This is a genomic window from Alkalibacterium sp. m-11 (genome assembly GCF_054658155.1).
Genome location: NZ_BAAGIR010000696.1, coordinates 1 through 208, shown reverse-complemented (window position 1 = coordinate 208; position 208 = coordinate 1). Strand labels below are relative to the sequence as shown.

1 protein-coding gene is annotated in these 208 nt (G+C 38.5%); it reads left to right on the top strand.

All coding sequences use genetic code 11. The annotated features are described in order from the left end of the window. Positions 1-208: transposase (locus tag ACYQ2O_RS13965; RefSeq protein WP_459796900.1), on the top strand; the 208-nt coding region annotated here is incomplete at both ends.

Below are 208 nucleotides of genomic sequence, written 5' to 3'. Positions count from 1 at the left end.
GCAAGAAAAAGTGAAGTATATTATTCGTTTAAAAGTCAATGCACGACTGAAGAACATGGCTCAACAAAAGGTCCTTTACGCACCAGATACAGACTTTACACATAAAGAATCACAGTATTTCAAGATTGATTATCAAGCTAAATCTTGGGAAACGGGTCGTAAAGTAGCTGTAAAGGCCACTCGAGAAGCTGGCGAACTCTTATTTACG